Source organism: Bradyrhizobium sp. PRIMUS42, assembly GCF_023006515.1.
Taxonomy (GTDB): domain Bacteria; phylum Pseudomonadota; class Alphaproteobacteria; order Rhizobiales; family Xanthobacteraceae; genus Bradyrhizobium.
In genome coordinates this window covers 1-4,612 of the sequence record NZ_JALBGZ010000520.1, presented here as the reverse complement: position 1 = coordinate 4,612, position 4,612 = coordinate 1, and the positions used below count along the sequence as shown (strand labels likewise).

The following is a 4,612-nucleotide window of genomic DNA, read 5'->3' as shown; positions in this document are numbered from 1 at the left end:
GGTTCTCAGGCCCAAGCTGCTCCGGTCCAGGCTCAGCCCAGGCGCAGGGTCGCCCGGGCGCATCCGGCACCGCCTCAGGGCCGGCCGATGATGCTGGTCGCCCAGCAGCCGCATTTCGGCCTCTTCAACACGACCTGGTGAGAGCAGCCTCGATCCGTCCCGAGGGAGGCGAGGAGGGCTTTCTCGAGGGAGGCGAAGAGGGCTTTTTATTGGTCAGCCTCTCTGCTAATTCGAACCCATCCGAACGCCGCCCGGTGTTGCTGGCTCGTCAGCAGCCGGTCGGGCAAGTCTCGGTTTGCGGCCCGGTAGCCCCGGGCCAGGGCGCTCGTAGCTCAGCTGGATAGAGCATCGGATTTCGATTCCGAGGGTCGGAGGTTCGAATCCTTCCGAGCGCGCCAGTTGCCTCTTTCCAGAGCGGCCCTGATTGATCCTGACGCCTCCAGAGCGCCAAATCTAACTCGGAGAGGCTATCGCCTCGCTGTGGATGGCGAAGTGGATCTGCCCGACCTTCGGGAGGTTTCGACAATCCACGGGGAGCGCTTGGTGAGGTTGTAGCCGCCCTCGGTCGTCAGGGGTTGAAAACGATGGCCTGATGATGTAACTAATTTATAGTTACAGCGGGCCGGGAATGTCGCAGGCAGACAACCTGATGCATTCATTCGGGGGCTGCCGAGGGACGTTTCGCTACCGGGATTTTGAGCGGCTGATCACCTCCCATGGGCTTCGACCAGCCCATGGTCCTGAAAGACCGGCGGGAGCAGGCGGAAGTTCATGCATCGCATGACGAAGGCGATGATCTGGCTCGACGAGCCGCACGATGGCGAGATGAGACCGGCGATGGTTCGCCGCCTGCAGGAACAGCTGGAAAATTTGAGTCTGCTATGAGCACCGTGCGTTATCGCGACTATCAAGGGTCGGTCGATTTTGAGGACAACAAACTCCTCATCCGCGTGCTGCATATCGACGACATGATCACGACAGAAGTCGAGAGCGCGGCCGATGTTGAGGCCGCTTTTGCCGAGCTGGTGGAGGACTATCTCGCGACTTGCGCCGAGGTCGGCAAAGAGCCGGCGAAACCATTCAAGGGGCTGTTTAATGTCAGGGTGCCTCCAGATCTGCACCGGCGGGCAGCATTCGCAGCCGCACGTGAGGACGTGACGCTCAATTCGTTGGTTACGAGCGCGCTGGAGGAAAAGCTAAACCCGCCAACGCCAACGCAGGAGGTCGAGCGCCCTGAATTCACCTTCGATGGGTTCCTGCGGCTCGCGCTGGTGACTTGTCCCGTCGAGCTTCGGCCGGCAACGGAAGACGCGCCTGATCTCGAGCTGGACAATGAGGTCACCATAGAAATCGAGAGCTTCGCACCGCTAGGTGATATCGACCCGGTCTATTGTGCAGGGTCGTACTACCTCGTGCCTGGGGGACGAGTGGGCCATGACGCATACGCGGTTATTCGTGAAGCCATGGTTGCCAACGAATTGGTTGCCATCGCCACCCTGGGGCCGCACGCATTCGCTCTTGAGCCCCGAGGAGTTGGTATGGTCGCGACGCTTTTGCGGAATGTTGATCAGGTGCGTGATCCAGGCGAACTATTCGGCATGATCCCGAATGTGCATATTACCGAGGAGATGCTCGGCCTCGCCAAGCAAATCGTAACGAAGATGTCGGCTGGGTTTGATCCGCGCACGTTGCGAGCGGCACCCAAGCTGCGCCGCAAGGCTTCTGAAGAGCAGCCCAAGCTGGCGCTCCGTCGTGGCGACAATGTCATCGACCTCATAGAGGCCCTGAAGAAGAGCAATCGTCGCGGCGCCGCGTCCGAGAAGGGCAACACCGCTCCACGTCGGAAAGCTTAATGGTCCGCCCTGGGTGACAGGACGTCCGGGGGGCAGCCGGGTTTTTTGTGGCTAACAGACTTCCATCTCGTGCGGCCATTTCGCCACGATAGAAGTTTGCCATGTTGCGGGTCCAACGTGTGGTGGGCGAGGCAGCGTCGCACAGCTTCTGCGTCCGTCAGCTTGTGCGGATACGGCCTTGCCGCCCCCGGGCCAGCGTGTCCGAAGGCGTCTCGTGGAACGTCGCACGGTAGGCTGCGGCAAATTCACCGAGATGATGGAAGCCCTGGGCACGGGCGCACGTCGCGACGGTGGCGCCGCCACCCCTAAGGAGGCGGCCGCGGGTCGCCCACAGCCTCTTGAGGCGAATGTACTGGTGCAGGCTCATGCCACGCACCTTGCTGACTGCGCTGCCGAGCGTCCGGATCGAGACGCCGAACTCGCCGGCGAGATCGGCGGTATAGATCGGCGCGGTCGGGCGGGCTGCGACGTAGTCGTCGATCCGCTGCACGAGCTTGATCGCGCGCTCGCTGTGGACCGAGGCGCTCAGATCCGACATCGAATCGATCCGAAACAAATCGTCGAGCGCGAGCAGCAGACCTTCCTGGAGATGGGCGGCCACCTCGCTGGTTTCGAACAGGAACGGCTGCACGGACGCGGTTCGCAGGATGTCGAGCAGGGGTCGCCGCGTGTGGAGCAGGGCGGGCCGGTTCGCGACGCGGGCCCGCAAGTCGTCGGCGTGATCGAACCAGCCCCGGTCTCTCAGCTCGGGGGAGAAGATGATCATGGCATGATGATTGGTCTGAGGCTCGACGAAATGGCATTCATCGTTGCCGCGGAGCGTAACGAAGAAGCGCGCATCGAGATCCAGGCCCTTGAAGTTGACCTGGAGGTCGTCGGTCATCGACAGGATTACCATTCCGCCCGGCATCCGATAGGCGGTGTCGAGGATGCGCGCAAACGACCTCATCACGACGATGCGGCATGCCGGCAGGGAGACCACGGCGCGGGCCGCTGCGAAGTTTGGGATGTCGAGCGGAATGCTTCTGGCGTCCTCCATCGTCTCGATCGGTCGAAACGCATCGACGTCGGCAAAGCCGATCAGTTGGAGCGCGGAGGATGGAGCGAGGGCGTCGAACAACATGGGTGGGTCTGGCCGGCTGCTGAAATGTGACAATCAAATGAAGGTCGGTACATCGCCATCAATGGCGAAGCATCGCGTTTCAGTAAATCGAATTCCAGGCCGTAGTATTGCGGACGTCATGCCATGACGCCCGCAAGATCGATGTCACCGTCAACGTTCCCGACTCATCGGTTGGCCGGAGGCGGCGTCGAGGAAATGTAGCCGCATGCACGCGGGGCAGGCGAAGGACGCAAAGCTTCGTCCCTCCTGTCTCGGCTGCTTCTCAAGATGCGTCTGCACGTTCATGCCCGTCTGAGGGCATCGAAAAACGATCAACTCGGCCATCACCGCAGAATGACGGTGCGGGCCGATTTCATCTTTGATCTAGATCAGTTTTGGAATCGCTCCAGGCCGGCGACAACCGCGCAAGGAATGATCTCGCAAAAGCGAAGGGGCCCTGAGGCCCCTTCAGATGTCACCAGCGGCGATAGCGTGGGCCATAGCCGTAATAGCGCGGCCCGTAAACGCGTGGTCCATAATACCGCGGGCCGTAATACGGCCGCGGACCGTAATACCCATAATAGTTCGGACGCCACCAGCAGCGTCCCCAGGCGTCGCAGACCATGCGAACCTGCTCGACGCCGGAGACCTGCGGTGTCGCAGGGGCGGGCGCGATGGGCATGGCGGACGCCGCCGGCGATGTCGCCAAGGCACCCAACGTGGCACCGAACAGGGCTGCGGCGACGAGGCCGATCTTGAGAGTCATGATGTCTTCCTCCGCTTACGCGATCCAGAATATCGAGGTTGTTCTGATCAAATTGTGGCGGAAGCGAAATGTAATGCTGATGAACAAATTCAGCAAATCCGTCGGCTGGCCGGCCTTGGCCGCATGGCCGATGCCGTGCCGGAGACCTTGATCCTGCGCAATTCGCAAGTCTGCCGCGGCCTTTAGTGTTGCTGGCGTGGCAGCGGCGTGGTGCTTGCTGCCGGGCAAGGTGAACTGATGCCGGTCATTCCAAATCTGTCGATCTCGCCGGCGAAAGTCTTCTTCGTCATCTCGAAATCGCGCCGGTCCGACAGCGAGGCAGCCGGAGGGGGCGTCATCGTGGACTTCGGCGACGATGACTTGAGCTATGGCCGCAGCGGGCGCGGCGGGACCACCGACCGTGCGGAGCTCGCGGGCTTCATCCGCGATCTCAATGTCGACGAGCAGATCGACCTCGTGGCGCTGACCTGGCTTGGTCGCGGCGACGGTGATCTCTCCAATTGGCGCGAACTGCATACCCAGGCCGCGCAGGCGCACAACCAGCGCACCGCTTCCTACCTGATCGGCACGCCAATGCTCGCTGACTATCTGGAGGAGGCGATGGCGCAATTCGGCAAGTCCTTCGAGGAATTCGAAGAACATCTCTGATGCCGGAGGCGGCGTCGACAAGTTTCAAGGAGAGTGGCAATGGACAAGATGAGAATCGACAAGGGTGACTGGCTGGTCGTGTGCGATGGGCGCAAGGCGCTCATTCTGGAGAACCTTGGCGACGAGATGTTTCCGAACCTTCACACCAGGGAGGTGCACGAGCAGCCCAATCCCTCGACCAGCGCGCAAGGGACCGACGCGCCGGGCCGCCTGCATGCCGCTACGGGCGGGGCGCGCAGCTCG

The 4,612-nt window shown here is 61.8% G+C and carries 6 protein-coding genes and 1 tRNA gene; 4 read left to right on the top strand and 3 right to left on the bottom strand.

Annotated elements, in window-relative coordinates:
* The first annotated feature begins 321 nt into the window (after positions 1-321).
* Positions 322-398, top strand: a tRNA-Arg gene (locus tag MOV75_RS28275).
* A gap of 318 nt (positions 399-716) precedes the next feature.
* A complete protein-coding gene (locus MOV75_RS28270; RefSeq protein ID WP_246919425.1) occupies positions 717-1,853 on the top strand; it encodes a toxin-antitoxin system HicB family antitoxin in 1,137 nt (378 codons plus the stop codon).
* A 157-nt stretch (positions 1,854-2,010) separates the two neighbouring features.
* Here MOV75_RS28270 and MOV75_RS28265 read toward each other — a convergent pair whose 3' ends face one another.
* The 3 genes from MOV75_RS28265 to MOV75_RS28255 all read right to left on the bottom strand — a co-directional run bounded on the left by MOV75_RS28265 (position 2,011) and on the right by MOV75_RS28255 (position 3,949).
* The gene (locus MOV75_RS28265; RefSeq protein WP_246919422.1) at positions 2,011-2,976 is read right to left on the bottom strand and encodes an AraC family transcriptional regulator; all 966 of its coding nucleotides are present in this window, start codon (positions 2,974-2,976) and stop codon (positions 2,011-2,013) included.
* Between the two features lie 454 nt (positions 2,977-3,430).
* Entirely contained in the window at positions 3,431-3,721 is a 291-nt protein-coding gene (locus MOV75_RS28260) for a hypothetical protein (RefSeq protein WP_246919419.1), read from the bottom strand.
* A 15-nt stretch (positions 3,722-3,736) separates the two neighbouring features.
* Entirely contained in the window at positions 3,737-3,949 is a 213-nt protein-coding gene (locus MOV75_RS28255) for a hypothetical protein (RefSeq protein ID WP_246919416.1), read from the bottom strand.
* Positions 3,950-3,958: 9 nt separating this feature from the next.
* Here MOV75_RS28255 and MOV75_RS28250 point away from each other — a divergent pair, with 9 nt between their 5' ends.
* Positions 3,959-4,369 carry a DUF3775 domain-containing protein gene (locus MOV75_RS28250; protein ID WP_246919413.1) on the top strand — a complete coding sequence of 137 codons (411 nt, stop codon included), beginning with the start codon at positions 3,959-3,961 and terminating at the stop codon, positions 4,367-4,369.
* Positions 4,370-4,408: 39 nt separating this feature from the next.
* On the top strand, positions 4,409-4,612 hold a 204-nt coding region (locus MOV75_RS28245), incomplete at its 3' end, for a host attachment protein (protein ID WP_247006990.1).